Source organism: Cupriavidus sp. YAF13 (assembly GCF_052113425.1).
GTDB lineage: Bacteria > Pseudomonadota > Gammaproteobacteria > Burkholderiales > Burkholderiaceae > Cupriavidus.
The window spans coordinates 105,411-129,392 of record NZ_JBFRDD010000017.1; the positions used below are offsets into that span (position 1 = coordinate 105,411).

21 protein-coding genes and 1 pseudogene are annotated in these 23,982 nt (G+C 66.0%); 10 read left to right on the forward strand and 12 right to left on the reverse strand.

Annotation, left to right across the window (positions count from 1 at the left end):
• Positions 1–13: 13 nt before the first annotated feature.
• A pseudogene (locus AB4061_RS16120) lies at positions 14–502 on the reverse strand (thiamine pyrophosphate-dependent enzyme); the annotation flags it as partial.
• Between the two features lie 200 nt (positions 503–702).
• Complete coding sequence (locus AB4061_RS16125; protein WP_441635431.1) at positions 703–1,104, reverse strand: MerR family transcriptional regulator; 402 nt, start codon at positions 1,102–1,104, stop codon at positions 703–705.
• A gap of 62 nt (positions 1,105–1,166) precedes the next feature.
• Here AB4061_RS16125 and AB4061_RS16130 point away from each other — a divergent pair, with 62 nt between their 5' ends.
• Entirely contained in the window at positions 1,167–1,400 is a 234-nt protein-coding gene (locus AB4061_RS16130; protein WP_441635433.1) for a GDCCVxC domain-containing (seleno)protein, read from the forward strand.
• 273 nt (positions 1,401–1,673) lie between these two features.
• Here AB4061_RS16130 and AB4061_RS16135 read toward each other — a convergent pair whose 3' ends face one another.
• Entirely contained in the window at positions 1,674–2,591 is a 918-nt protein-coding gene (locus tag AB4061_RS16135; protein ID WP_441635434.1) for a LysR family transcriptional regulator, read from the reverse strand.
• A gap of 95 nt (positions 2,592–2,686) precedes the next feature.
• Between AB4061_RS16135 and AB4061_RS16140 the strand changes: the two genes are divergently transcribed.
• The 4 genes from AB4061_RS16140 to AB4061_RS16155 all read left to right on the forward strand — a co-directional run bounded on the left by AB4061_RS16140 (position 2,687) and on the right by AB4061_RS16155 (position 9,150).
• A complete protein-coding gene (locus tag AB4061_RS16140; RefSeq protein ID WP_441635485.1) occupies positions 2,687–6,106 on the forward strand; it encodes a molybdopterin-dependent oxidoreductase in 3,420 nt (1,139 codons plus the stop codon).
• A 43-nt stretch (positions 6,107–6,149) separates the two neighbouring features.
• On the forward strand, positions 6,150–7,130 hold the full coding sequence (locus tag AB4061_RS16145) for an ornithine cyclodeaminase family protein (protein WP_441635436.1): 981 nt from the start codon (positions 6,150–6,152) through the stop codon (positions 7,128–7,130).
• Complete coding sequence (locus AB4061_RS16150) at positions 7,127–8,590, forward strand: short-chain fatty acid transporter (RefSeq protein WP_441635437.1); 1,464 nt, start codon at positions 7,127–7,129, stop codon at positions 8,588–8,590. The genes AB4061_RS16145 and AB4061_RS16150 overlap by 4 nt, the downstream gene beginning before the upstream one ends.
• A gap of 155 nt (positions 8,591–8,745) precedes the next feature.
• A complete protein-coding gene (locus AB4061_RS16155; protein ID WP_441635439.1) occupies positions 8,746–9,150 on the forward strand; it encodes an FKBP-type peptidyl-prolyl cis-trans isomerase in 405 nt (134 codons plus the stop codon).
• A gap of 149 nt (positions 9,151–9,299) precedes the next feature.
• Here the strand turns inward: AB4061_RS16155 and hfq are convergent, their stop codons facing one another.
• Complete coding sequence (gene hfq, locus AB4061_RS16160; RefSeq protein WP_441635441.1) at positions 9,300–9,674, reverse strand: RNA chaperone Hfq; 375 nt, start codon at positions 9,672–9,674, stop codon at positions 9,300–9,302.
• 349 nt (positions 9,675–10,023) lie between these two features.
• On the opposite strand from hfq, the gene AB4061_RS16165 reads away from it, so the two are divergent.
• The 3 genes from AB4061_RS16165 (at position 10,024) to AB4061_RS16175 (ending at position 13,986) form a co-directional block, all read left to right on the forward strand.
• Positions 10,024–10,947 carry a LysR substrate-binding domain-containing protein gene (locus AB4061_RS16165; protein WP_441635443.1) on the forward strand — a complete coding sequence of 308 codons (924 nt, stop codon included), beginning with the start codon at positions 10,024–10,026 and terminating at the stop codon, positions 10,945–10,947.
• A 466-nt stretch (positions 10,948–11,413) separates the two neighbouring features.
• On the forward strand, positions 11,414–12,751 hold the full coding sequence (locus tag AB4061_RS16170; RefSeq protein ID WP_441635445.1) for an MFS transporter: 1,338 nt from the start codon (positions 11,414–11,416) through the stop codon (positions 12,749–12,751).
• A gap of 50 nt (positions 12,752–12,801) precedes the next feature.
• Positions 12,802–13,986: a M20 aminoacylase family protein gene (locus AB4061_RS16175; protein WP_441635447.1), complete on the forward strand. Its 1,185-nt coding sequence runs from the start codon at positions 12,802–12,804 to the stop codon at positions 13,984–13,986.
• 205 nt (positions 13,987–14,191) lie between these two features.
• Here the strand turns inward: AB4061_RS16175 and AB4061_RS16180 are convergent, their stop codons facing one another.
• From AB4061_RS16180 to AB4061_RS16190, 3 genes are all read right to left on the reverse strand, one after another.
• Complete coding sequence (locus AB4061_RS16180; protein ID WP_441635449.1) at positions 14,192–14,635, reverse strand: hypothetical protein; 444 nt, start codon at positions 14,633–14,635, stop codon at positions 14,192–14,194.
• Entirely contained in the window at positions 14,623–15,642 is a 1,020-nt protein-coding gene (locus AB4061_RS16185) for a M35 family metallo-endopeptidase (protein ID WP_441635451.1), read from the reverse strand. The genes AB4061_RS16180 and AB4061_RS16185 overlap by 13 nt, the downstream gene beginning before the upstream one ends.
• Positions 15,643–16,314: 672 nt before the next feature.
• Positions 16,315–17,952, reverse strand: a complete 1,638-nt coding sequence (locus AB4061_RS16190; RefSeq protein ID WP_441635453.1) for an acyl-CoA synthetase — start codon at positions 17,950–17,952, stop codon at positions 16,315–16,317.
• A 219-nt stretch (positions 17,953–18,171) separates the two neighbouring features.
• On the opposite strand from AB4061_RS16190, the gene AB4061_RS16195 reads away from it, so the two are divergent.
• Both AB4061_RS16195 and AB4061_RS16200 read left to right on the forward strand, forming a co-directional pair.
• Entirely contained in the window at positions 18,172–18,867 is a 696-nt protein-coding gene (locus tag AB4061_RS16195; protein ID WP_441635455.1) for a Crp/Fnr family transcriptional regulator, read from the forward strand.
• A gap of 159 nt (positions 18,868–19,026) precedes the next feature.
• A complete protein-coding gene (locus AB4061_RS16200) occupies positions 19,027–19,674 on the forward strand; it encodes an AraC family transcriptional regulator (protein ID WP_441635457.1) in 648 nt (215 codons plus the stop codon).
• A gap of 184 nt (positions 19,675–19,858) precedes the next feature.
• On the opposite strand, the gene AB4061_RS16205 is transcribed toward AB4061_RS16200, so the two are convergent.
• The 5 genes from AB4061_RS16205 to hpaD form a co-directional block, all read right to left on the reverse strand.
• A complete protein-coding gene (locus AB4061_RS16205) occupies positions 19,859–20,860 on the reverse strand; it encodes a Bug family tripartite tricarboxylate transporter substrate binding protein (protein WP_441635459.1) in 1,002 nt (333 codons plus the stop codon).
• Between the two features lie 83 nt (positions 20,861–20,943).
• The gene (gene hpaI, locus AB4061_RS16210; RefSeq protein WP_441635461.1) at positions 20,944–21,747 is read right to left on the reverse strand and encodes a 4-hydroxy-2-oxoheptanedioate aldolase; all 804 of its coding nucleotides are present in this window, start codon (positions 21,745–21,747) and stop codon (positions 20,944–20,946) included.
• Between the two features lie 21 nt (positions 21,748–21,768).
• On the reverse strand, positions 21,769–22,572 hold the full coding sequence (gene hpaH, locus AB4061_RS16215; RefSeq protein ID WP_441635463.1) for a 2-oxo-hept-4-ene-1,7-dioate hydratase: 804 nt from the start codon (positions 22,570–22,572) through the stop codon (positions 21,769–21,771).
• A gap of 72 nt (positions 22,573–22,644) precedes the next feature.
• On the reverse strand, positions 22,645–23,034 hold the full coding sequence (locus AB4061_RS16220) for a 5-carboxymethyl-2-hydroxymuconate Delta-isomerase (RefSeq protein ID WP_043354736.1): 390 nt from the start codon (positions 23,032–23,034) through the stop codon (positions 22,645–22,647).
• 65 nt (positions 23,035–23,099) lie between these two features.
• Complete coding sequence (hpaD, locus tag AB4061_RS16225) at positions 23,100–23,948, reverse strand: 3,4-dihydroxyphenylacetate 2,3-dioxygenase (RefSeq protein WP_441635465.1); 849 nt, start codon at positions 23,946–23,948, stop codon at positions 23,100–23,102.
• Positions 23,949–23,982: the final 34 nt, after the last annotated feature.

Here is a 23,982-nt window from a genome sequence, read left to right on the forward strand (position 1 = left end):
TCAGGGACCAGCGTTATCGCCACAGGTTCGTCCTGGCCAGGTCCACCACCTCTGCGCCGCGCCCGTCGATGATCGCCCGCAGCAGGTAAAGGCTGAAGCCCTTGGCCTCCTTGGTGGTGATGGTGGGCGGCATTGCCAGCTCCAGCCGGTTGGTCTTCACGTCGACGACCACCGGCCCGGGCCGGGAGAAGGCTTCCTGCAACGCCGGCCCGACCAGCCCCGGATCCTCCACGCGAATCCCCGCGATGCCGGCGGCCATCGCGATCGCGGCAAAGTCGGTATCCACCATATCGGTATAGGTATCGAGGAACCCCGATGCCTTCATTTCCATGGCGACAAAGCCAAGGTTGCCGTTGTTGAAGATCACCGCCTTGACCGGCAGCTTGTGCTGGCGCAGCGTGAGCAGGTTGCCAAGCAGCATCGAGAAGCCRCCGTCACCGCACATGGCCACCACCTGCCGCTGTGGAAACAACGACTGCGCGCCGATGGCCTGCGGCAAGGCACCGCCACTCCGCGCTGCCCCAGGGCAGCCCGCATGGCCGACTGCATGATGCGCGGCGGGTCGTCTGGATTGCTCACCATTTCGCAATAGTGGCTGCAACCCCGGAACAGCTCCTGCGGCCGGGTCTCCTGGAAGTACCCAGTCATGCTGGCGCCGTGCAAGAACGATGGAAGATAGATGCCGCGTGGCGTGCTGGACGGCTAACTGGACGCGCACAATGTGTCAATCAAGGGGCACGAGCCGGTGCCGCCATTGGCGTGGCATTGCCCGATCAACCTGTGCAGGTCGGTACGCAGCGCCTGCAACTCCCGCAGGCGCGCTTCCACCGCCTGGAGCTTGCGCTCGGCCAGCGCACGCGCGGTCCCGCACGTGCTACCGTCATTGCGTTGCAGCAAGGCACGGATTTCATCCAGCGTAAATCCAAGCGACTGTGCTCTGCGGATGAAGATCAGCCTTTGCAGGCTTTCACGTGGATATTGCCGGATGGCGCCAGGCGCTCGCTCGGGTACCGGCAAGAGGCCACACCTGTGGTAGTAACGCACTGTTTCCACGCCCACGTTGGCCGCCTTGGCCACCTGCCCGATCGTCAGTGCCGATTCCATCGCTTGACTCCGTACCTGAGTACGCACCTAGACTACGTGCAAGCCGGCCTTAAGGGAAGGGGATGGGCAAAGTCCTGCTGCACGCGATCATCACCTGTCCACATTGCGGACACCGGAGCGCCGAGAACATGCCCACCGACGCGTGCCTGTGGTCCTACACATGCGGGCACTGCAACGCCGTGCTGAAACCCAAGGCCGGGGACTGCTGCGTATTCTGCTCCTATGGCGATACCCGCTGCCCGCCGCGCCAGCAAGAACCTGGCGAGCGCAAGCGATGCGCCGCGCCTGCTCCCTGACACCTCATCATCCCCTCGCGCCATGCTATGTCCAAGCTGCAGGAAATCTGACTTGTCAGCGACAACGCTGCAGATAGATGGGCCCGAAGTGGGCGCGTCCATCCTCCTGACCGTGCTCAAGTGCCCCGCGTGCACCGAAGGGGTCATTGGGGAAAACGAGCTTCAACGGATATTGCGCAAAGCCCGCGATCCGGCCGGGAGCAGCCAGCCCGGTCCTGCCTTGCGGCCGCGGGAGCCCGGCGCTGGACACTGACCCTGGCACGGCCCCGCAGCTCACATCCGCGCGCTCTGCCTGCCCTTGAGCGCGCTGCGCAGGTAGTCCGCCAGCGCCACCACGGTGCCCGGGGTGGCGGGCTCGCGCTTCCATACCAGCCCCACGTCCATCGACGGCACCTTGTCGGCAATCCCGCGCCGCACGATGCGCTGCCCCTCGAGCGACCACGGCCGGTAAACCAGGTCGGACAGGATGGCAACGCCGCGCCCGGCCGCCACCAGGCTGCGGACCGCCTCGATCGAGCAGCTCTGGTAGCGGACCTGGGGTGCCAGCCCATATTGCCCCCAGTACTTGCCGACCGTGGCAATGTGCTCGTCCATGTCGAGCAGGATGTAGTCATGCCGCGCCACGTCCGCCAGGCCGATGCGGTCCGCCATCATCAGCGGATGCTCGGGATGGCCCCATAGCTGCCTTGGCGAGCGCAGCAGCGTTTCGCAAGTGACATGGTCGAGCCCGGGCAGGTTCGAAACCAGCAGCAGGGCAATATCGATCTCGCCACGCAGGATGCCCAGCTCGATGTCATGCCGTTCCCGCTCCAGCAACTCAAGCCGGAGCCGGGGAAACTTTCTCTCGATGGACTCCAGCAAGCCGGGCAGCACATAGGCCGTGATGGTTTCGGTCACGCCCAGGCGCACCGTGCCCGCGATGTCTACCGGCGCCACGCTGACGGCTTCCACCGCGTCCAGCACAGCGTCGTCGATCTGCTGGGCATGCCGCAGGAAACGCGTACCGGCTTCGGTAAGGCGCACGCCGCTGGCGTGCCGGGTGAACAACTGCGTGCCCACCGCTTCCTCCAGGCTCTTCAGGGAGGCCGTCATGGACGACTGCGATACGTGGCAACGAAGCGCCGCACGCGACACCTGTCCCGTTTCGGCGATGGCCACGAAATGCTGCAGTTGCTTTAACGTGGGGAGCATCGATTATTCCAATATTGCTATGTCGAAATTATGAATTAGAAATACTTCCTCATGCTAGCTAGCATCCGGTCAGGAGACAAGATGCGGTGACGACGATGATTCAGGAAGACAAGCGCGGCTACTGCACGTTGTGCCGCTCCCGATGCGGCACGGTGAACGTGGTGGCGAATGATGCGCTGATCGCAGTGCGCCCCGACACCGCGCACCCCACGGGCAAGGCGATGTGCATGAAGGGAAAGTCCGCGCCAGAACTGGTCCATAGCGCCGACCGCGTGCTGTATCCGATGCGTCGGACCACGCCCAAGACCGATGCGGATCCCGGCTGGCAGCGCATTAGCTGGGAGGAGGCCCTGGCCGAGGTTGCGCAGCGCCTGCTCCAGGCCAGGCGCGACGGCGGCGCCGAATCGGTCGCCTTTGCCGTCACCACGCCCAGCGGCACGCCGCTGTCCGACAGCATCGACTGGATCGAGCGGCTTATCCGGCTCTTTGGCAGCCCCAACACCTGCTACGCCACGGAAATCTGCAACTGGCACAAGGACTACGCGCACGCCTTCACCTTCGGCTGCGGCATGCCGACCGCCGACTACCGCAACGCCGAACTCATCGTGTTGTGGGGCCACAACCCGACCAACACCTGGCTGTCGCAGGCCGAAGCGATCGGCGCCGGCAGGGCCGCCGGCGCGAAGCTGCTGGTGGTGGACCCCAGGCAGACCGCGCTGGCTGGCCAGGCGGAGCAATGGCTGCGCGTGCGGCCGGGCACGGACGCCGTGCTTGCCATGGCGATCGCCAACCTGCTGATCGAAGCCAATGCGTTCGACCTGGCCTTCGTGCGGCAATGGACCAATGGCCCCTTGCTGGTGCGCAGCGACAACGGGCGCTTCCTGCGGGGCCGCGACCTGGGGCTGGCCGATGGCGATGCCTACCTGGTCTGGGACGCCCATGCCGGGCAAGCCCGGCCGTCGTCGGCGCTGGCCGGGCGGGATTTCGAGCATGTTGCGCTAAGAGGCACATTCGAAGTGGGCCAGGCCACGGCCACGCTCGCTTGCCGACCCGCCTTCGACCTGTATGCCGGCGAATGCGCCCGCTACCCCGCGGACGTAGCCGCGCGGCTCACCTGGGTGGCGCAGGCGGATATCCGCCATGCGGCAAGCCTGTTCGGCTCGGCCAGGCGCGTGGCCTATCACGCCTGGTCCGGCGTTGGCCAGCATGACAACGCAACCCAGACGGACCGGGCAATCGCCTGCCTCTATGCCTTGACCGGCAGTTTCGACAAGACGGGCGGCAACCGGATCTTTCAAAAGCCACCGTACAACCCGGTCAGCAGCTTCGACCTGCTGCCGCCAGAACAAAAGAGCAAGGCGCTGGGCTACGACGCGAGACCGCTCGGGCCGCCCGCGCAGGGATGGGTCACCGCGCGCGACCTTTACCGGGCGATCCTGCATGCGCAGCCCTACGCCGTGCGCACCTTGTTGGCATTCGGCACCAATCCCCTGCTCTCGCAAGCCGATGTGGAAGACGGCGAGCGCGCCCTGCGCAGCCTGGACTTCTATGTCCATTGCGATTTGTTCGAAACCCCCAGTTCCCGTTATGCCGATATCCTGCTGCCGGTCAACACGCCGTGGGAGCGCGAGGGACTGCGCATCGGCTTCGAGATCTCCGCCGAGGCCGAGCAACTGGTGCAGTTGCGCCAGCGCATGGTGTCGCCGCGCGGGGAATCGCGCTCGGACAACGACATCGTGTTCGACCTCGCCGTCAGGCTGGGCATGGGGCAGGCGTTCTTTGGCGGCAGCCTGGAGGCGGGATGGAACCACATGCTCGCCCCTTCGGGGTTGACGGTGGACAGGCTGCGCGAGCAGCCGGAAGGCATCCGCGTGCCCGTTGCCGACGTGGAGCGCAAGTATGCGGGCCGGCCGCGTGAGCGCGCCTTTCCTACGCAAACGGGGCTGGTGGAGTTGTACTCGGAACAGCTGCTGCGTCACGGCTATCCGCCACTGCCACGCGCCGGCCAGTGCCCCGAAGAAGCGGACGACACTGCCGGCGGCGCCTATCCTTTTGTCCTGACCTCGGCCAAAAGCGGCTACTACTGTCACAGCCAGCATCGCGGGCTGCCTTCGCTGCGGCGCCGCGCGCTGCAACCCGAAGCGGAAATCTCCGCCGCGCTGGCAACCGCGCGCGGGATCGCCAGCGGCGATGCGATCCGGGTGACCACGTCCATCGGCAGCGCAAGGTTTATCGCCAAGGTCCGGGAAGGCCTGCATCCCCGCGTGGTGGTCGGCGAGTTTGGCTGGTGGCAGCGCTGCGATGCGCTTGCGCAGACCGCGCTGGGCGTCACGGGCGAGAACAACAGCAACTACAACGGCTTGATCGCCGCGGACAGCATCGATCCGGTCAGTGGCTCCGTGCCGCTGCGGGCCTATCGCTGCAACGTCGAGCCCGATCCTGCTTTCGACGTGACGCGCCGCCGGTGGGACGGCTATCGCGCCTTTCGCGTCGCGAGCCTGGCGAAGGAAGCGCGCGAGGTCACGTCGGTATGCCTGGAGCCCCTGGATGGCGGCGGCTTGCCGGACTTCCTGCCCGGCCAGCATGTGACGATCAAGCTCACTGTGCCGCCCACCGGCGAAGAGATCGTGCGCTCGTATTCGCTGACCGGTCCCGCCGTGTTGCCGGCGCGGCGCGGCTACTCGATCTGCGTGCGCCGCGCCGCGGGCCTGAGCGATACCGGCGAGGCCGTGTTCGGGCGCGCTTCGTCGCATATCAACCTGTGCCTTGCGGTTGGCGACGTCGTCGCGCTGCGCTCGCCGTCCGGCACCTTTGTCATGCCGGTGCGCACCCGGCGCCCGCTGGTGCTGCTGGCCGGCGGGATCGGCATCACGCCGTTCATCAGCCTGCTCGAATCGCTGGCCGGGCTCGCCGATCCGCCAAAGATGCTGCTGTTGTACGCGAACCAGAACGGCCTGGCCCATGCGTTCCGGTCACGCATCCGCGCGCTGCGGCACGCCCTGCCGACGCTGGAAGTCGTCAACTTCTACGACCGTCCCGCGCAAGGCGACGTGCCCGGCGTCGACTACGACGTGGCCGGACGCGTCAACGCCGAGCATGTCCCGGCCGGCCTGCTCGGCCAGCGCCCGCTCGTCTATATGTGCGGCCCCGCGCCAATGATGACCGCCTTCGCCAATGCGCTCGCCGACCGTGGCGTGCCGCGCGCCGACATCTTGCGCGAAGTGTTCCGCTCGCCCGAGCGCGTGGCGGCCGGGTCCGGCCAGCAGTTCAAGGTGGTGTTCGCCAGGTCCGGCACCGCCGGCACCTGGCGCTCGGCGGACGGCCCCCTGCTGGGCTTCGCCGAAAGACTCGGCCTGGCACTGCCCAGCGGCTGCCGGGTCGGGCAGTGCGAGAGCTGCGCGGTTTCCGTCATGTCGGGCCGTATCCGGCACCTGCATGGCGAGGAACCCGAGGATGCCGGGATGTGCCTGGCGTGCCAGGCGGTGCCTGCCAGCGACATCGTGCTGAACGCGTGATCGCGCCCGCCGCCGCCCTTCTTCCAACCCCACCCAAGCCAACATGCTGATACTCGACTCCGACACCACCCGCGCGCTGCTGCCGTTCGCCGAACTCGTGCCCGCCCTGCGCGACGCGTTTATCCGCGGCTGCGAGGTCCCGCAGCGCCACAGCCATGTCATCGATCCGCACGGCGCAGCGCCGGGAACGATGCTGCTGATGCCCTCCTGGCAGGCCGGCGCCTATCTCGGCGTGAAGACCGTGACCATCTACCCGGGCAACACGCTGTCCGGGCTGCCGGGCTTGTACTCGACCTACCTGCTGCACGATGCGTGCACCGGCAAGCCGCTGGCCATGATCGATGGCAACGAGATCACCTCCAGGCGTACCGCCGCCGCGTCGGCGCTGGCGGCCTCTTACCTGAGCCGCAATGATGCTTCGTCGATGCTGGTGCTCGGCGCGGGCCGCGTTGCCAGCCTGCTGCCCCATGCCTATCGCGCCGTCAGGCCGATCCAGCGCGTTGCCGTCTGGGATATCAACGCGAGCCAAGGCGAAGCGCTGGCGGCAAGACTGCGGGCCGACGGCTTCGAGGCGCGCTTTGTCCCGACGATCGCCGCCGCCTGCGAAGACGCTGACATCGTGACCTCGGCCACGCTCTCCACCTCGCCGCTCGTGCATCGCGCGTGGCTCAGGCCCGGCACCCACCTGGACCTGATCGGCGGCTTCACGCCGGCCATGCGCGAGGCTGACGACGGCTGCTTCGCGTCAACCTCCGTCTTCGTCGATACCAGCGAAGCCGTGCGCAAGGCCGGCGACCTGCTCCACCCGATCGACGCTGGCGTGCTCAAGGCCGCCGACATCCGGGCCACGCTCGCGGACTTGTGCCAGCAGCGCCATCCCGGCCGCACGGATGACACGGAGATCACCGTCTTCAAGGCCGTCGGCACCGCGCTGGAAGACCTCGCGGCCGCCGTCATGGCTTATGAAGGATTCGAAGGCTCGCCGCGCGCGGAAAGCCATGGCAATGCAAGGAGACAAGCATGAAAAGCACGCCCCTATCCCTGGACACAACGGATCGCCCGGACCATCCGGACGACCCCGGCCGCGGCGGACTGGAGCGCCTGGCCGTCAAGGTCACCGACTGGTCCGAGCGCTGGTTTCCCGACTCGTATATCTTCGCGGCCATCGCGGTGATCGTCGTCGCGCTTGGCGCGATGGCCATCGGCGCGCCCGCGCAAGGCGTGGCCCGCGCATTTGGCGACGGCTTCTGGAGCCTGATCCCGTTCACCATGCAGATGGCGGTGGTGGCTATCYCGGGCTATGTCGTGGCGGCCTCGCCCCCGGCTTCCCTGCTGATCGAGCGGCTAGCCGCCCTGCCGCGCACGGCGCGCGGCGCCATCGCCTTTGTCGCGCTGGTCAGCCTGCTGACCTCCCTGCTCAACTGGGCCATCAGCCTGATCTTCAGCGGGCTGCTGGTGCGGGCCATTGCACGCCGCACCGGGCTGCGCGTGGACTATCGCGCGGCCAGCGCCGCCGCCTACCTGGGGATGGGTGCCACCTGGGCACTGGGCTTAAGTTCGTCCGCGGCGCAGTTGCAGGCCAATCCCGCCAGCCTGCCCAAGTCGCTGCTGGATATCACCGGCGTGATTCCGTTTTCGCAGACCATCTTCCTGTGGCAATCCATGGCGATGACGGCCGTGCTGATCGCCGCTTCCTTGCTGGTAGCGTATTTTTCAGCGCCGGCGGGCGAGCGCGCGCGCACCGCGCAGGACATGGGCGTGGATATCGACGATGCCGGCGATGGCATTGGCCGCCCCACGCGTCCCGGAGAATGGCTGGAGTACAGCCCGTTGCTGACCCTGCTGATCGTGGCCCTCGGCGCCGGTTGGCTGGTACATGAGTTCACCACCAAGGACCCCATCCTCGCGATCTCCAACCTCAACACCTACAACTTCCTGTTCCTGATGCTGGGAATGCTGCTGAACTGGCGTCCCAAGCGCTTCCTGCGCGCCGTGGCCAGGTCCGTGCCATCCACCGCTGGGGTGCTGATCCAGTTTCCGCTGTATGGCGGCATCGCGTTCATCCTCACCAAGGCGGCCGGCATGGATGGCACGACCTTGTCGCACCACCTGGCATCGGCGTTCGTCTCGGTCGCCACCAAGGAATCGTTCTCTGCGGTGATGGGCGTCTATTCGGCCGTGCTGGGCTTCTTCGTGCCATCGGGCGGCGGCAAATGGGTCATCGAGGCGCCTTACGTGATGCAGGCTGCCAATGAACTGCAAGTCCACCTGGGCTGGGCGGTGCAGGTGTACAACGCCGCGGAGGCGCTGCCCAACCTGATCAACCCGTTCTGGATGCTGCCGCTGCTGGGGGTGCTGGGGATCCGGGCCAAGGACGTGGTCGGGTTTACTTTCACCCAGTTGCTGGTCCACGCGCCGCTTGTGCTGTTCATGCTGTGGGCCTTTGCTTCGACGCTGCCTTACCATCCGCCCGTCATGCCTTGATGCCGTGGTGCCTTGCCGATGAGTGGCTTGGCGGGCCTGGCGGCCACGCCGGTAGCGGCGGACAAACCCGGAAGGATCCCATTCCCGGTTTAAGATGCTGGTTTTCAGGCCGGCGCGACCGGCCAACTTTCCTCCTCCACTCTGCCAGCTGACATATGAAGAAGATTGCACTGCTACTTGCCGCCCTGGGCATGGCGTCCATCGCCCACGCTGCCGCCCCGGCCGCGGAAACCCTGCCGTCCGGCATGACCATCCAGACCATCGTCAAGGGCACCGGCGCCACGCCGAAGGCCTCCGATGTGGTCAAGGTGCACTACCGCGGCACGCTCACCGACGGCACCGAGTTCGACAGCTCCTACAAGCGTGGCCAGCCGATCTCGTTCCCGCTGAACCGCGTCATTCCCTGCTGGACAGAAGGCGTGCAGAAGATGCAGGTCGGCGGCAAGGCCAAGCTGGTGTGCCCGGGCCAGACCGCCTACGGCGCGCGCGGCGTGCCCGGCACGATCCCGCCGAACGCCACCCTGAACTTTGAAGTCGAGCTGCTCGGCATCGGCAACTGACGCGAGGCGGCCTCACCGCCTTTCGCAAGGCCCCGGCCTCCCGGCCGGGGTGCGATTGACCGGATTCAATGAAAACGGCACGCGACAGTTCCGGCAATGAGCGGGTCAGGCGGAACGTAGAAAGCCGCCCCACCCAAGGGCGGCCAGCCTTACTCGTCTGAGCCGCCAGGCACCATGGCGCGGCGCTTGCGCGTTACCACCAGGGGTGCCTGGGCGTTGCCTTCTGAAGTCACGCGCGGCGGACGGGGGCCCGAGCCCGGCGTCCGCGGGCCTGCGCCGGGCGGACGTGCGCCGCCACCGCCGCCGGGAGGACGCGTGCCGGTATCCAGCTGGATCGTCGAGATGGCGCGCTTGTAGATGGTCTGCATGCCGCCGGGCGTGCTCAGCATCACCACGAACGCGTCGAAGGACTCGATGGAGCCGACGAGCCGGATGCCGCTGACCAGATACACCTGCACACGCTTGCGCTCTTTGCGCGTGGTGTTCAGGAAGGAGTTTTGCGGGTTGGTGTCGTCAAGCTGCATGGGATATTGAGAGTAAGGCAGACGAAGCGCTGCGAGAAAAAGATGGCTACTGCGGCGCAGCTTCGTCGGCGCTGCACCGATGCACAATATCGGTGCTCACGCGCTAACGCAAGATGAATCACGCACGCCGGGATGGCAGCGCATCATGATTGCTTACAGTGGCTAGGCTTGCCATTCTAGCGCAAGCCGGATGCAGTTCCCCGCGCAAGGAGCATGCCAATGGTTCCGGCGCCCGGCTGAAAGCCACCTCAAGGCCACCTCGCACGCGGATCACGGCACCGGGCGCCCGTCCTTTCGCGCCACCCGCTTTGCCATTAACATGTCCGCCCACGATCCAGCAGGCCTCCACATGAAGCTCAACCAGCTGCGCGCCCTGGCCGCCGTTGCCGAAACCGGCAGCATCCAGGAAGCCTCGCGCATCCTTCACCTGACGCAGCCCGCGCTGAGCAAGGCGATCAAGGAGCTGGAGAGCAGCGTCGGCGCCACCTTGTTTGTGCGCTCCAGCAAGGGCGTGCAGCTCACGCCCTACGGGCAGCGGCTGGTCTCGCATGCGCGGCTGATCAGCGAGAATGTGCGGCGCGCGCGCGAAGACCTGGAAGACATGAAAGGCACGGTGCAAAGCGAGATCACCGTGGGCGTGACGCCCGTGACGGCGCTGATGCGGCCGATGGCGGCCTGCCTGAGCACCTTCCGCCGCGAGTTCCCGAACGCCCGGCTGCGGGTGCTGGAGATGCGCCCGGCGCAGTTGCTGGAGCACCTGCGCGAAGGCACCATGGATTTCGCGGTGACCTCGCAGTTGCTGCCGCTGGATCGCGGGCTGGACTGCACCCAGGTGTGYCGGCTGCCGACCATGATCGGTGCGCGGCGCGGGCATCCGCTGCGCGCGGCGCGCTCGGTGCGCCTGCTGCAGCAGGCGGACTGGCTGGCGCTGGACCCGCTGTCCGATGCCGGTTCGCCTTTTCATCAGTTATTCGCCGGTAACGGCCTGGCGGTGCCGACCCGGGTGGTCGAATGCACATCGATGGGCTTGGCGCTGGACCTGTGCTGGCAGGTTGACACCCTGATCCTGCTTTCCAGCGAGTCGCTTGGCAGCAAGTACATCACCGAGCGGATGGATTTCATCGAGGTCGCCGAGCCCGTGCCCGACCGCATCATCTCGCTGGTGACGCGCGACCGGCATGTGCTGACGTGGGCGGCAGCGCGCTTGCACGACGCCGTGCTGCAAGCGCTGGCGGGCCACTACCCGCCACCGGGCAGCACCACCGCCCCATGACGAAATGGCATGCGCCGGCAATGTGCATGCAGGCCACGCAATGCTCCGGCACTGCTGCAGGCGCAGCATGAGGCCATCCGCCCTCCGCGCAAAAACCAATAACAATCAATAAGTTACGAGCCAAAACCAAATCCAAGGGTAATAGAAGCAAGCGAATTTCCCCACGCCGCGCGCCGCCGCGAAGATGGCACACCACGCCGCTTCTACCGTGGCAGGCCGGGGCGTGCGGGTCGGGTACTTCAGCAGCACCTGGTTGCTTGCCGCGCCTTATGTGCCGATACGGAGCGACCCGGTCGTCGTGGCCGGCAGCGCCGCGCCCTGCGGCCGGGCTCTGATYCCCAATGCGCATACCCATGAAAAAAAGCGAAGTGCTTATCCCGCTCGCGGCCCCTAACATGCCCCCACACCGAGAGCAACGGGGCCACGCCGCACCCATTGCCCGTCTACCCCACCCGAGGAGGACCGCATGACCGCTGCCCACACCGCGCCAGGCCATCCGGCCGGCGCCGCGCCAGCCACTGGCGCCACTGGCGCCACTGGCGCCACTGGCGCCACTGCCGCCCGCCCGCACTCGCGCCGCGCCGTCGTTGCCGCCGCCATCGGCAACGGGCTGGAAATGTACGACTTCACGGTCTACAGCTTCTTTGCCGCCACCATCGGCAAGTTGTTCTTTCCGTCCAGCAGCCCGCTGGCATCGTTGCTGCTGTCCTTCGCCACCTTTGGTGTCGGCTTCGTGATGCGCCCCCTGGGCGCGGTGCTGATCGGCAACCTGGCCGACCAGCGCGGCCGCAAGGCGGCGCTCACGCTCACCATCGCGCTGATGACGGCGGGCACCGCGCTGATCGCCTTCACGCCCACCCATGCCAGCATCGGCGTGGCCGCTACCGTGCTGGTGGTCATCGGCCGGCTGCTGCAAGGCTTGTCGGCTGGCGGGGAAATCGGGGCCGCATCCGCCCTGCTGCTGGAGACCGCCAGCAAGCGCAACCGTTGTTTCCTGGTCAGCTGGCAAGCCGCCACGCAAGGCGGTGCCGCGCTGCTGGGCGCGCTGACCGGTGCCGCCGTATCGGCCTTGCTCAGCCCCGACGCCATGCTTGAGTGGGGCTGGCGCCTGCCGTTCATGCTTGGCCTGCTGATTGCGCCAGTTGGCATGTATATCCGCCGGCACCTGCAAGAAACCCACGAAGGCGGCAGCACGCATGGCGGCGTGGGCAAGGTGTTTCGCGAGCATGGCCGCACGCTGCTGCTGGGCACATTGCTGATGACCGGCAGCACCTCATCCATGTACATCATGGTGTTCTACATGCCCACCTACCTGGTGACCTCGCTGCATTTGCCGCCCGTCACCGCCTTCCTGGCGGCATGCACGGCCGGCGCTGCCATGCTGGTGATGGCGCCCTTGTTCGGCCTGCTGGCCGACCGGCTGCCGCGCCGCAAGCCGCTGCTCTTTGCCGGCGGGCTGACTTCGCTGGCGCTGGTCTACCCCAACTTCACGCTGCTGTCCGCGGGCCCCAGCCTGCCGCTCACCATGGCGCTGATCGGCGCCGCCGTGACCCTGAGCTCGGTCAGCAGCGGCGCGGGTGCCGCCCTGCTGATGGAAGCGCTGCCGCGCCACCAGCGCGCCACCGGCATGTCGATGATGTACAGCTTTGGCGTGACCGTGTTCGGCGGCTTCGCACCGCTGATCGTGACCTGGCTGATCAGCGCCACGGGCAGCAACATGGCGCCTGCCGGGTACCTGATCACCGCCTCCTGCATCAGCCTGACCGCGCTGGCGCTGTTCCCCAGCCACCCTGGCCGCGACTGACCCGCGGCGCAAGACCCATCCCATCCGAACGCATCACACACCCTGCAGCCATGACCGAGCACCCAGGAAATATCCCGCCGGCACTGACCGAATCCGCCGAGCGCTTCGCCGCACTGCGCCACCGCATCCACGCCCACCCAGAGCTGGGCGCCGACGTGCCACGCACCGCCGAGATGGCCGCCGCGCTGCTGCGCGAATGGGGCTATGGCGTGCACGCCGTGGGCGGCCATGGGCTGGTGGCGCAACTGAAGGTAGGCAACGGCGCGCGCACCATCGGCATCCGCGCCGACATGGACGCGCTGCCGCTGCAGGAGCGCACCGGCCTGCCCTATGCCAGCCAGGTGGCAGGACGCATGCACGCCTGCGGCCATGACGGCCACACCGCCACGCTGCTGGCCGCTGCCGAGTACCTGGCCGCCACGCGCAATTTCGACGGCACCCTCAACCTGATCTTCCAGCCCGACGAGGAAGGCATGACCGGCGCGCTGGCCATGATGAACGACGGCCTGTTCGCGCGTTTCCCCTGCGACGCGATCTACGCCTTTCACAATGCCCCCGGCCTGCCGGTCGGCATGGCGGTCGTGCAAAGCGGCCCGATGGGCGGCTCCTCGGACCGCGCCACGATCACGTTCCGCGGCAAGGGCGGCCATGGCGCCATGCCCCACCGCGCCACCGATCCCACGCTGGCCCTCGCCGCGACCGTGGTGGCGCTGCAAGGCATCGTGGCGCGCAATGTGGCGCCGGTCGACGCCGCTGTGATCAGCGTGGGCGAGATGCGGGCCGGCAGCACCTACAACATCATCCCGGAGACCGCAACGCTGAAGCTAACCGTGCGCGCCACCGTGGCAGAGGTGCGAGACCTGCTGGAGACCCGCATCCGCGAGGTGGTGACGCACCAGGCTGCCTCGTGCGGCGTGACGGCAGACATCGCCTATGAGCGCCTGGCGCCCGCGATCTGCAATACCGTGGAAGAAACCGCCATCGCACGGCAGGCCGTGGCCAGCGTGCTGGGCAGCGACAAGGTCATCCAGGTGCCGCCGTCGATGCAGATGGGCAGCGAGGATTTCGCGTGGATGCTGGAAAGGATGCCGGGCTGCTATTTTGCGCTGGGCAATGGCACCGGTGAGTGGGTGGGCTGCTCGGTGCACAACGATGGATATGATTTCAACGACCAGCTGATTCCGCTTGGTGCCGCGTGCTGGGTGGCGCTGGCGGAGGGTTATCTGCGCGCCTGAGACCGCGACATGGGCGGTTTGTCCCCCTTCAATCACCAAGGCCATGTCTGAGGTCATTTACAGTGCATCAGGGAAATCTGCCTGCAGGTGGGTACGCGGCACTAGCGAAATCGTGAGCGAGAACGACATCATTGCGCCGCGGCTCACGGGCATGCAAGACGACCCCCATACCAGGGGACACGCCCCAGTACGCACGGAAGACAACTCACCGACTCGCTTTGTCGCAACATGCGTGCGGGCATCGCGGATTTACAGCTATCGTAACGGTGTTCAGGAACGTGACGGCATCCCCTGTTGAGACGTGGCGGTTGTCGATGTCGCGAATCTCTGGCTGGTGAATGTCGGCGCCGTTGACATCCATGCGCTCAAGCAGATCAGCAAGCCAACGTGCACGCGCTTCGGCAAGCTTCCTGGAGATTCCGGCGCTCTCGTTCTGCCAGAGCGACATGAATACCTCAAAGCCCGCAGGAAACGCTTGCCGCGTATCACTGCGCCACGCGGCAAGCCGAGCAATTTCGGGGGCGGAGAGCTTCGCGGCCCCACGCTCGAAGATGGGTTCGTGCGTCAAGAATGCAGGGCGGCAGGCATATGCAGGCAACACACAGAGCAATACGAATGCAACGAGCAGCTTTTTCATCACGGTTTCCATGCTGGCGGCCTGTAGCTCCAATTTGGGATGTTCGTCACGTAGTATGCGATGTTATCTGCATTGACGATGCAAAACTGATTACGCGCTTTGGCCCGAAGCCTTGACAGGAGAATGTTGTACCACTTGTCTTCAGAGTTCATTGCCTCGGGAAAGTGTGAAACCTCATGAATGAGTACTGTTAGCTTACTATCCTTATCGAAGGGGATTCCCTCTGGGCTATTCTGCTCATGATCCAGACGGCAGAATTTTGGGCCGACAAAAATGGTGTATGTGCCATCCGGCTTGCAAACACTCGCGGTTGCTTCAACTTCCCCATCGCGGGCACGCGGTACACACCCCACGCGCCGGAGTCCCTCTTCTGAATGGCGTTCAAAGTTCCTTTCACGCAAGCTTCCCATAATTTCACGGATTCTGGTCAACCCATCGCGTAGTGATTGCCGCGTATTGCCAGACGTGTGACCGAACCACAGGATCATCTTGTCCTGGTCTGCCTGATTCCACCGCGACAACTCGAAAAGCCGATCACTCAGCAGCCGTACAGCCTTGTCGCGCAGTTGCATCATGGCTGCATGAAATTCGACCTTGCTCATGTTTGGGCAAATTAAGCTCTCGTCCTCGGCGTATTGTTTATTTTGCATATCCTCAACAAGCTTGTTCGAGGCATCCGGGCCTAGATTGCTTGTTGGTTTGATCGGTGCCGCACCTCGGCATCCTCCTCGGTTCACCTCAATGGTGAAGTCCCTCTGTGAGGGAATAACAAACGGCTTCGTTGAACATTTGCAGAAGACTCGTGCTCCGCTTACAAGCAATTGTTTGCCGTGTATGTCGAAGGCCGGGTAGCAGTCGTTCATCACAGGGCCACCAGCCTTGCAAGCAGGACAGGTTGCATAGTCACCTTCGACACCCAACGTTACATTGTGATGGAAAGCGCTTCGACCGGTAGCGATAAGTATGCCGTTCGTGCTTGTTTTATCTCCATTGCGGAGTGCATCGCGAGTATCAGCCATTGGGCCTCCAAGTCATCCGTGTTAGCCGCGAATATATCGAACAGTCCCGCACGCGCCCACGCGATTGTTGCGGGTGAGGCTTTGCTGTTGATGCCAGCGTCAAAGGGGGAAAGGTAGACCGAGATGCCATCGCCCTTTTCGGGCTTCTTCGGATCAAGGTACTCGCACGACGCATGGCAGGTTCGCCTTTCGTCGGCTTGTCGCGGACGAGGATAAACACGCCAGGTGAGATGTGGGGGACGTGCCCGCAAGAGCGACAGATCTTGATCTGTTTCGACAATGCTGCTCCTTTCGAATGGAATGCTAACTAGTTAGCTTCACCCAAAATCGCACTCAATGTCATTGGGAAAATTCCGAAAGAATGCAAGGAATTTTCAGAAAGAAGCCCCGCGTTGCTGGGGGAGGGATAGCTAAAGGCCAGCGCAATGGACATCCCATGCAGCCATCCTGCCGCACCGCTACGGCAGGTGGTCATCCCTACCATAAGCCAACTCAACTGCCGCCCGGACCTCTTGGGCAAGGACCGGTTCTCGGGCAATGTGTGACCCGCCGCGGACTTGCAGGTACAAAGTAGCCTCTTCAGCTCGCGGGAGAGCAGCTGTGAGGGGAGGAGGTGATAGCCGCCATCATTGCAGACGGATCTGGCGCATCCGGCGGCTTCGGACAAGGCCGTTACACGTCGATCGCCGCATCCGACTTGACCTTCTTGCGCAACTCGAACTTCTGGATCTTGCCCGTCGATGTCTTGGGCAATGGCCCGAAGTACACCGCCTTGGGCACCTTGAAGCCCGCCAGCAGGGTGCGGCAATGGGCGATCAGCTCCTCGGCCGTGGCGCTGGCGCCATCCTTCAGCTCCACGAACGCGCAGGGCGTCTCGCCCCATTTCACATCCGGCTGGGCCACCACCGCCACGGCCAGCACGGCGGGATGGCGATAGATCGCGTCTTCCACTTCCACGCTGGAGATATTCTCGCCACCGGAGATGATGATGTCCTTGCTGCGGTCCTTGATCTTGACGTAGCCGTCCGGCGTGCACACGCCCAGGTCGCCGGTATGGAACCAGCCGCCGGCAAACGCCTCGCGCGTGGCCTTCTCGTTCTTGAGGTAGCCCTTCATGCAGATGTTGCCGCGGAACATGATCTCGCCGATTTCCTCGCCGTCCGAGGCCACCGGTTGCATGGTGTCCGGGTCCAGCACCGCTACCTCCGTCTGCAGGTGGTAGCGCACGCCTTGCCTTGCCTTCTTGGTGGCGCGGTCCTCTTGCGACAGGCCGGCCCAGTCGTCCTGCTCGGCGCATACCGCGGCGGGGCCGTAGGTTTCGGTCAGGCCATAGACGTGGGTCAATTCAAAGCCCATGGCCTCCATCTGCGCCAGCACCGCGGCGGGCGGCGGCGCACCCGCCACCATGCCGCGCACCGGGCCGCGCAAGCCCTCGCGCCAGGCCGGCGGGGCGTTGACCAGCGCGGTATGCACGATCGGCGCGGCGCAATAGTGCGTCACGCCCTCGTCGCGCATCAGGTCGAACACCAGCTTGGGCTCGAACTTGCGCAGGCAGACGTTGACGCCGGCGCGTGCCGCGATGGTCCACGGGAAGCACCAGCCGTTGCAGTGGAACATCGGCAACGTCCACAGGTATACCGCGTGCTTGGGCAGGTCCCACTCCAGGATGTTGGAGATGGCGTTGATGGCCGCGCCGCGATGGTGGTAGACCACGCCCTTGGGGTCGCCGGTGGTGCCCGAGGTGTAGTTGAGCGCGATCGCATCCCACTCGTCAGCGGGCATCTGCCAGGCGAACTCGGGGTCGCCCGAGGCCAGCAGGCCGTCATAGTCGGTCTCGCCGAAGGCCGGGGCGTCCTGCGGGCCGAGCGCGTCCAGCACCGCCACCACCTTCAGCCCGGGAATCTCGTTGGCGATCTGCCGCGCCAGGTCGGCAAACTCGGTATCGGCCAGCAGCACCCGCGCTTCGCCATGGCGCAGCATGAAGATCAGGTTGGAGGCATCGAGCCGGATATTCAGCGCATTGAGCACCGCGCCCGCCATCGGCACCCCAAAGTGCGCCTCCACCATGGCCGGCGTATTGGGCAGCAAGGCCGCAACGGTATCGCCCTTGCCCACGCCCAGGCGCGCCAGCCCGCTGGCCAGGCGCCGTGCCCGCGCGTAGGTGTCGCGCCAGTTCTGGCGCACCGGGCCGTGCACGATGGCCAGCCGGTCGCCATACACGCTGGCCGCACGCGCCAGGAAATCGATGGGTGTGAGGGGAACGTGATTGGCCGGGTTCTTGCCCAGGCCGGTGTCGAAATCGCTTGGCATTGCCGTAGTCTCCGCGTGCGCCGGCTGTGCGGGTATTGGCCCTCAGGCTGAGCCGCGCGCCGCCGGTCGCTGTTACTTTTCACTGTGCAAGGCTATCATCCCACAGGACCAAGCTCTGTCGTCCGGATGACAATGCCCGTGCCGGGCCAAGCCGAAATCATGCCCAGCCTGCCCGCAGCCACACCCAGATCGCCTCCCCCTCCCCCCGCAGATATCACGATGCCACCGCCCCGCGCCGGGCATGCCGCCCTGCTCTCCCGGCATGAATGGTTCGCCGCGCTCGCGCCTGGCCACAAGGCACTGGCAGCGCGGCAGGTGGTGGTGCAGGATTTTGCCGCCGGCGCCTTCGTCGCGCATCGTGGCGAGCCGTCGCGCTACTGGATCGGGGTGGAGACCGGCCTGATCAAGCTCGCGGTCTACACGCCGGACGGGCGCGGTTGCACCTTTTCGGGGGTGCCAGCGGGCGGCTGGTGCGGAGAAGGCAGTGTCATCAAGCGCGAAGCGCGGAGATACGATGTGATCGCCATCCGCGACTCCCGCCTGGCGCTGGTGCCCGACACGGTGTTCCATACCTTGCTCGACGAAAGCCTGCCGTTTGCCAGCTTTGTGGTGCGCCAGTTGAACGAGCGCATGGGCCAGTTCATCGCCACCGTGCAGAACGAGCGGCTGCTGAGCGTCGATGCCCGCGTGGCGCAGGCGGTTGCCCAGCTCTTCCACCCGGCGCTTTACCCCCGTACCAGCGCGGTGCTGGAGCTGTCGCAGGAGGAGATCGGCCTGCTGACGGGGCTCTCGCGCCAGCGGGTCAACCAGGCGCTGCGGCGCCTGGCGGCGGAGGGCATGGTCGATTTGTCGTACCAGAGCATCCGGGTGACCGACCTTGAGCGTTTGCGTCACTTTGGCCTGTCGGAGCTGTAGGCTGCCGCGGTAGCGCCGCGGTCGCGCCCGCAGCCATGGCCAGCGTTGAAACCCGCCTTCGCCATCGTGAAACTCACCGGCCGCGCGAAGCCGTACAATGCGATTTTTCCCCCTGGCGCCGCGCCCGATGCGCGCCAGCCTGCGTCACCTGAGCTTCGCATGGCCCTCGTCAGCAGCACCGATCTGCGCCTGTCTCACCTGCGCTTCCCCTTTGCCGTGCGCGTCGACGCGCTGCACGGCACCGCGCGCCTGCGCGACGCAAACGCGCGGCGGGAGGTAACGCCTGGCAACCCGTTCGTGGTGCCGGCGTTTGCGTACTTCGATTGCGACCTGCTGCCGGCGCCGGGCCAAAGCACCGCCATCACGCTGCAGGAAGTGCCGGACGACGCATGCCCGCGCATGACGCTGGCCACCCTGCCGGGCTGCCCGTGCCATTCGGAGAAACACTGGTCACGCGCGCTTGCCGGCGAGATCTTTGGCCTGCCTCGGCTGCCGTGGAATGCGGCACTGGTGGCGCAACGATGGGAAGTCACCCCGCGGCTGGTACGCGCGCGGCTGTTCGCCGAGGGCGAGGCGCTAGGCGTGCTGCTGCGCGAGCAGCGCGTCGCGCGCACGGTGTACCTGCTTGCGGGCGGCAGCGGCGTGCGCACCGATTGGCTGGCCGCGCAAGTAGGCCTGGGCAGCGTTGCTGCGTTGGCCTCCGCTTGCGCGAACACGCTGGGCCCCGCCGCGCTGAGCCTGCTCGAAGCCAGCGACGGCCGCGGAACCCCGCCGGGTCCAGCGCCGCGCTTGCACCTGGCGGCATGACAGGGCATAAGAGGGCACAAGAGGCCGGCCCCTGGCGGTGACCGTGCTGTCGCTGATCTCCTGCTTTGTGCTGTCGGTGGCGCTGCCGGTCGGCTTGTAGAAACCTGCGGCATTTGTAAAAAGGGCGGGCAAGACCCTCGCTAGCGGACTCGCGCAAGTGCGTGGCGGTCCACCTAGGTTAGGGTCAATCCAGCACGATCCTGTGCGCGCGGATCAAGGCGCCCCATTTGGCGCGCTCATTGTCCACGAACGCGGCAAAGCCCGCCCGGCTGTCGCCCATGGGCTCTAGCCCAAGCTCCTGCATTTGCTTGACCACCACCGGGTCCTTCAGCGCCGCGGCAATGGCCGCGTTGAGCTTGTCGACCGAGGCCGGCGGCGTGCCGGCCGGGACCACCACGCCCTGCCACGCAAACGCCGTAAAGCCGGGCAGCCCGGCCTCGGCAAAGGTCGGCACGTCCGGCAGCACCGCCGAGCGCTGCTCGGCCGGCAGCGCGACAGCACGAAGCCGCCCGGCGCGGATCAACGGCACCGCGGCCGAGAGATCGGCCATCATGAAATCGACCTGCCCGCCCGCCACATCCTGCAACGCGGGGGGCGTGCCTTTGTACGGCGCGTGGACGGCGCTAGCCTGCACGCGGTCGAGCAGCAGCTCAGCGCTCAGGTGGTGCGGGCTGCCGGTGCCGACAGAGGCGTAGGTTGCCTTGCCCTGCCCCGCTTTCAGCCACGTGATGAACTCGGGCAAGGTCTTTACCGGCAAGGCCGGGCTGGCGACCAGTATCACGGGCAGCTTCACCAGCGAGGTCACCAGCGTGAAATCCTTGGCGGTGTCATAGGGCAGCTTGCGATACAGCGCTGGGTTAAGTACCAGCGTACCCTGCCCGGCAGTCAGCAGCGTAGCGCCGTCGGCACGCGCCTTGGCCACATCCTGCGCGGCGAGGATGGTGGCGCCGCCCGGCTTGTTGTCGACCACGAAGTTCTGGTGCATGACAGGCGCGATCTTCTGCGCGACGATGCGCGTGGCGAGGTCGCTGCCGCCGCCGGCGGTATAGGGCACCACCCAGCGTGCAGCGGGGTCGGCGGCGTGGGCGGCGCCGCCCAGCGCTAGCGCCAGCCCTGTGACAACACGCGAGGCATGCTGCGCCATGGAATGGAAGCGCGTGCGCCGGGCGCAGGCGTTTGCTTGCATGATTGGGTCTCCTCCGATTTTTCTGTTCTTTGTGCAAACCGCGCTAAAGCGCTACGGGATGCTAATACGTCGCTAGTACGTAGTTAGTACGTTTTATCCCGGCTAGTCCCCGCACCGCCCTGGCCCTTGAATTGCGCGGCAAGGCTCTCTGCCGCCCGGGCCAGCATCGTGGCGTCCACCCCAACCGCAGTGAACGTGGTCCCGAGCGCCATGTACTGCCGCGACTGCGCCACGTCGGCGCTGAGGATGCCCGCTCCCTTGCCGGCGCGGCGGATGCGCGCGATGGCGTCGGCGATGGCGCTCTGCACGTCCGGGTGACCGGGATTGCCGAGATGGCCCATGTCGGCGGCAAGATCCGCCGGGCCGATAAACACGCCATCCACGCCTTCGGTGGCGGCGATCGCGTCGAGGTGCGCAAGCCCCGCGCGCGTCTCCACCTGCACCAGCACGCACATCTCGCCGTTGGCCTGGGCCAGGTAGCCGCCGACGCGGTTCCAGCGCGAGGCACGCGCCATCGCGCTGCCCACGCCGCGCACGCCTTCCGGCGGGTAACGGGTGGCGGCCACCGCGGCGGCGGCCTCGGTGGCGTCCTGCACCATCGGCACGAGCAGGGTCTGCACGCCCAGGTCAAGCAGCTGCTTGATCTGCACGGTGTCGTTCCACGACGCGCGCACCACCGGCCGCACCGGATAGGCGGCCAGCGCCTGCAGTTGCGCCAGGATGGACGGCACGGTGTTGGGTGCGTGCTCGCCGTCGATCAGCAGCCAGTCGAAGCCGGCGTCGGCCAGCACTTCGGCGGTGTAGGGACTGGCCAGGCCGAGCCACAGGCCGATCTGCTGCTCGTTGGCGGCAAGCGCGCGCTTGAAGGTATTGAGGGGGATTTCCATGATGGCGTCGGGGTCGGGCGTTCAGCCGAAGTGGCAGGCCACGGCGCCCAGCGCGCCGTAGTCCACGTGAAATGTATCACCTGGGCTGGCCGCCACCGGCCGCGTGAAGGAGCCGCCGAGGATCACCTCGCCCGCTTCCAGGCCCACGCCATGCGGATGCAGCTTGTTGGCCAGCCATGCCACGCCGTTGGCGGGATGGTTTAGCACGCCGGCGGCCACGCCGGTTTCCTCGATCACGCCGTTGCGCGACATGATGGCCGAGACCCAGCGCAGGTCCACATCGAACGGCCGCACCGGGCGCCCGCCCATCACCACGCCGGCATTGGCCGCGTTGTCGGCAATGGTGTCGAACACCTTGCGCGGGCGCTTGGTGTCGGGGTCGACCCCATGGCTGCGCGCATCGATGATCTCCAGCGCGGGGATCACGTAGGCCGTGGCGTCATACACGTCGAACAGCGTGCAGTTCGGCCCCTTGAGCGGCTTGTCCAGCACGAAGGCCAGCTCCACTTCCACGCGCGGCACGATAAAGCGCCCCGGGGGGATCGTCGCGCCGTCCTGGAAGAACATGTCGTCCAGCAAGGTGCCGTAGTCAGGCTCGTCGATCTGCGAAGAAAGCTGCATGGCGCGCGAGGTCAGGCCGATCTTGTGGCCCTTGATGGTGCGGCCTTCGGACAGCTTGCGGGCCAGCCATGCGCGCTGGATGGCGTAGGCGTCTTCAATCGTGATGTTAGGGTGGTCCAGCGAAATTTGCCGGATTTGCTGGCGCGATTGCTCGGCGCCGTGCAGGCGATGGGCGATCTGGTGGATCAGCTCTGGGCTGAGCATGAGGTCTCCGTGGGGAGCATTGAACGTTGTGCGTTGTGCGTTGGGGGGCCTGTTGGTTGAGGCTGGAACCGGTCAGGCCTTCTTGAAGCGGGCGTGCACGTTGTTGTGCTTGTAGCTGCCGCCCTCGTTGAACTCGACCAGCTCCATTGACAGCGCCAGGTAGCGCCGCGCATACAGCTCGGCAAAGTGCGCCTTGACAGCCTCGAAGAGCGCATCGCAGGCCGCCTTCCGGGCCGCCTCGGGACGCCCGGCGCCGATCTTCAGCGTGATGTGGACGAAGGCGTAGTCCTCCTCGCCGTCGGCCATGCGGTAGTCGGTCAGCGCCAGCGCGCGCGAGCGGATGCCGCCGATGGGAAACACGCCATCCTGCGCGATCAACACGTCGTTGATGGTCTTGAGCAGGGCGGGCACGCGCGCGTCGGCGCGGATGTTGTCCGTGTACTCGACGATGATGTGGGGCATTGGCAGGCCTCTCCGAAGAAGCGTGAAGCGTTATCCGTGATGCGTGAACCGTGATCGGCGAGTCCTCAGCGCACCGGGAAGATCGCATTGATCTGGCCGGTGCCCGAGCTGGTGAAGTAGTCAGTGACGATCTCCGCCGGGCGCTCGTACTTGTCCCAGCCCAGCAGGCCCAGCAGCATGGCGGTGTCATGCATGCCGCCCTCGCCGATGCAATGCTCGTTGTACTCCGGCAACATGCGGCAGAAGGTGGCCCAGTCGCCCTGCTTCCAGAGCTCCACCACGCGCAGGTCCACCTGCTTGAAGAACTCGCGGCTGATCTGGTGGATGCTTTCCTCGGGGCTGTTGTTGTCGTTGAAGCGGTGCGACAGCGAGCCGCTGGCGAGAAACGCCACATTGGCATCGCTGGCTTCGATGGACGCACGCAGCGCCTCGCCAAAGCGGCGGCTTTCATCGAGCTGGTGCCAGGCGCACCAGGCCGCGATGGAGACCACCTTGAAATGGCGGTCGGCGTTCATGTAGCGCATCGGCACCAGCGTGCCATATTCCAGCTCCAGGCTGGCGATCTCGTGGGCGCGGGTCATCACGCCCTGCTCGCACGCGGTGCTGGCGATCAGCCGGCCCAGTTCGGGATTGCCGTCATAGGCGTAGGCCATGTCCTTGATGAAATGCGGCAACTCGTTGCTGGTGTAGATGCCCTCGAAGTGCGCGTTGCAGTTGACGTGGTAGCCGGCGTTGACCAGCCAGTGCACATCGGCCACCACGATGGTGTCCACGCCCAGCTCCCGGCAGCGCCGGCCGATCTCGCGGTGCCCGGCAATCGCCGCCTCACGGCAGCCGTGGTGCTTGCCCGGCAGCTCGGACAGGTACATCGACGGCACGTGCGTGACCTTGGCGGCGAGGGATAGCTTACCCATGGAGGTGTCTCCTGTTTTGTTTTGTTTTGGTGCG

What these genes read in the sequence shown, in the direction of transcription:
- AB4061_RS16130 (WP_441635433.1), top strand. Translation starts at nt 1,167, where the DNA reads ATGGGCAAAGTCCTGCTGCACGCGATCATCACCTGTCCACATTGCGGA.
- AB4061_RS16155 (WP_441635439.1), top strand. Translation starts at nt 8,746, where the DNA reads ATGAAGAAGATTGCACTGCTACTTGCCGCCCTGGGCATGGCGTCCATC.
- AB4061_RS16180 (WP_441635449.1), bottom strand. Translation starts at nt 14,635, where the DNA reads ATGGAAACCGTGATGAAAAAGCTGCTCGTTGCATTCGTATTGCTCTGT.
- AB4061_RS16185 (WP_441635451.1), bottom strand. Translation starts at nt 15,642, where the DNA reads ATGGCTGATACTCGCGATGCACTCCGCAATGGAGATAAAACAAGCACG.
- AB4061_RS16135 (WP_441635434.1), bottom strand. Translation starts at nt 2,591, where the DNA reads ATGCTCCCCACGTTAAAGCAACTGCAGCATTTCGTGGCCATCGCCGAA.
- AB4061_RS16220 (WP_043354736.1), bottom strand. Translation starts at nt 23,034, where the DNA reads ATGCCCCACATCATCGTCGAGTACACGGACAACATCCGCGCCGACGCG.
- AB4061_RS16175 (WP_441635447.1), top strand. Translation starts at nt 12,802, where the DNA reads ATGACCGAGCACCCAGGAAATATCCCGCCGGCACTGACCGAATCCGCC.
- AB4061_RS16190 (WP_441635453.1), bottom strand. Translation starts at nt 17,952, where the DNA reads ATGCCAAGCGATTTCGACACCGGCCTGGGCAAGAACCCGGCCAATCAC.
- AB4061_RS16125 (WP_441635431.1), bottom strand. Translation starts at nt 1,104, where the DNA reads ATGGAATCGGCACTGACGATCGGGCAGGTGGCCAAGGCGGCCAACGTG.
- AB4061_RS16145 (WP_441635436.1), top strand. Translation starts at nt 6,150, where the DNA reads ATGCTGATACTCGACTCCGACACCACCCGCGCGCTGCTGCCGTTCGCC.
- hpaH (WP_441635463.1), bottom strand. Translation starts at nt 22,572, where the DNA reads ATGCTCAGCCCAGAGCTGATCCACCAGATCGCCCATCGCCTGCACGGC.
- hfq (WP_441635441.1), bottom strand. Translation starts at nt 9,674, where the DNA reads ATGCAGCTTGACGACACCAACCCGCAAAACTCCTTCCTGAACACCACG.
- hpaD (WP_441635465.1), bottom strand. Translation starts at nt 23,948, where the DNA reads ATGGGTAAGCTATCCCTCGCCGCCAAGGTCACGCACGTGCCGTCGATG.
- AB4061_RS16140 (WP_441635485.1), top strand. Translation starts at nt 2,687, where the DNA reads ATGATTCAGGAAGACAAGCGCGGCTACTGCACGTTGTGCCGCTCCCGA.
- AB4061_RS16205 (WP_441635459.1), bottom strand. Translation starts at nt 20,860, where the DNA reads ATGCAAGCAAACGCCTGCGCCCGGCGCACGCGCTTCCATTCCATGGCG.
- AB4061_RS16195 (WP_441635455.1), top strand. Translation starts at nt 18,172, where the DNA reads ATGCCACCGCCCCGCGCCGGGCATGCCGCCCTGCTCTCCCGGCATGAA.
- AB4061_RS16170 (WP_441635445.1), top strand. Translation starts at nt 11,414, where the DNA reads ATGACCGCTGCCCACACCGCGCCAGGCCATCCGGCCGGCGCCGCGCCA.
- hpaI (WP_441635461.1), bottom strand. Translation starts at nt 21,747, where the DNA reads ATGGAAATCCCCCTCAATACCTTCAAGCGCGCGCTTGCCGCCAACGAG.
- AB4061_RS16200 (WP_441635457.1), top strand. Translation starts at nt 19,027, where the DNA reads ATGGCCCTCGTCAGCAGCACCGATCTGCGCCTGTCTCACCTGCGCTTC.